This is a genomic window from Planktothrix sp. FACHB-1355, assembly GCF_014748295.1.
GTDB classification, from domain to species: domain Bacteria; phylum Cyanobacteriota; class Cyanobacteriia; order Cyanobacteriales; family Aerosakkonemataceae; genus Aerosakkonema; species Aerosakkonema funiforme_A.
Genome location: NZ_JACJUP010001188.1, coordinates 1 through 2,122 on the forward strand (window position 1 = coordinate 1; position 2,122 = coordinate 2,122).

The window sequence follows — 2,122 nt, forward strand, 5'->3', positions numbered from 1 at the left end:
ACAATCCCAAATCATTAAAGGGATTGGCAATAAATCTTTGGGCAGTAAGTTCGGGGCGGTTGAGATAACCTCTTGCTAAACCAATACCACCAATGTATATTTCTCCGGGAACGCCGATCGGAACTGGTTGCAAATGCGTATCTAAGATGTAAACTTGGCTATTAGCGATCGCACGACCGATCGAAATCTTTTGGTCAAAAGGAGTGCATTCAGCAACAGTCGTACAAACCGTAGCTTCTGTTGGCCCATAAGCGTTGAAGAAACGACGACCTTTCGCCCAACGAGTTACGATATCGGGAGGACAGCTTTCTCCACCAACTATGAGCGATCTTAATGCCGGAAGTTCTTCTACTGGCAAAACTGCTAGTGCTGACGGCGGTAGAACAACTACATTAATTTCTTTCTCTCGCAACAACCTCAGCAAAGCTTGTCCCGGCATTAAGGATTCCCGCGTTCCCATCACCAGCGTTGCGCCTCCTGCTAAAGCGATGGCTATTTCCCAAATGGAAGCATCAAAACTTGAGGAAGCAAACTGGAGCATACGGCTATTCGATCGCACATCGAACAGATCGATATGTGTTGTAGCGAGATTGCACAAACCTCGATGTTCTATCAGTACCCCTTTAGGTTTACCTGTAGATCCAGAAGTATAAATAACATAGGCTAGATTATCCGGCGTCAGTTGCAACGAGGGATTTTCCTCACTCTGTAATGCAACTTCTTCCCAGTCTTTATCCAAACAGAAAACACGCGCTTTGTGTTGGGGAACAGTTGCTAATAAACTTGCTTGAGTTAGCAACACCGAAACGCCAGCATCTTCTAACATAAATGCCAAGCGCTCTTGCGGATATGCCGGATCTAAGGGAACGTAAGCAGCACCAGCTTTGAGGATGCCCAAAATTCCGATTATCATTTCCACTGAACGATCTACGCAAATTCCTACGAGTTCCTCTGCTTTCACACCAAAACTTATTAGATAATGTGCTAGCTGATTTGCTTTGGCATTCAGTTCTCGGTAAGTTAATTCTTTATCTTCAAAAATGAGAGCTACTGCATCGGGCGTTTGTTCTACCCAAGCTTCAAATAGGTGGTGAATACAAGCATTTGAAGGATAATCTGTCTGCGTGTTATTCCACAACAAAAGCTGCTGATGCTCTCGCTCGGTCAACAAAGACAATTCGCAAATGCGCTGTTCGGGATGGGCGACAATACTTTCAAGCAAAGTCTGAAAATGCCCTGTCATTCTGGTGATGGTATCGGCATCAAATAAATCCGTGTTGTATATAAACCCGCCCACGATGCGATCGTGTCTCTCTTCTAATGCCAAAGTTAAATCGAATTGCGTCGCCCCAGTATCAAAATTTAGCTGGGTGAGACTCCACCTATAATCGAGGCTGGGCATATTGGCATTTTGGAGAACAAACATTACCTGAAACAGCGGATTTTTACTCAGGCTTCGTTCTGGTTGCAGCGCCTCCACCAACTTCTCGAAAGGTAGTTCTTGGTTAGCAAAAGCTCCAAAGGTAGTTTCCCAAACTCGCTGCAACAGTTGCTTAAAACTGGGGGTTCCAGCCAGGTCAGTTCGCAGCACTATAGTATTGACAAAAAAGCCAATTAACTTTTCTAAATCGGGATATTGACGACCTGCGATCGGCGAACCGACTAAAATATCTTCCTGTCCGGTGTAACGATATAGCAAAATGTTGAATGCCGCCAACAAAATCGTAAATAAAGTGACACCTTCTCGACGCGACAGTGCCTTGAGTTTTTCCACCAAAGTTGGCGATAATGTTAGCGGTTGATTGGCACCACGGAAACTCTGCACGGCAGGTCGCGATCGATCGGCGAGCAATTCCAGCGTTTGCGAACTACCGCCGAGTTGCTGCTGCCAGAAGGAAAGCTGACTGGCCATAATCTCTCCCTCCAGCCATTGTTGCTGCCAAATCGCATAGTCGGCATACTGAATGGACAGTTCTGGCAGTGGGGAGGGCAAGCCCAAGCAGAAAGCATCGTAAAGCTGTATCAATTCATACATGAATACTCCCAATGACCAACCATCCGAAATGATGTGGTGAATTGTCATCAGGAAGATGTACTCTTGTTCGCCAAAGCGCAGTAATTT

At 45.7% G+C, this 2,122-nt stretch carries 1 protein-coding gene; it reads right to left on the reverse strand.

Going from position 1 to position 2,122, the window contains the following annotated elements:
• A partial coding sequence (locus H6S82_RS30575; protein ID WP_191057279.1) for an amino acid adenylation domain-containing protein occupies nt 1-2,122 on the reverse strand: 2,122 nt, incomplete at both ends.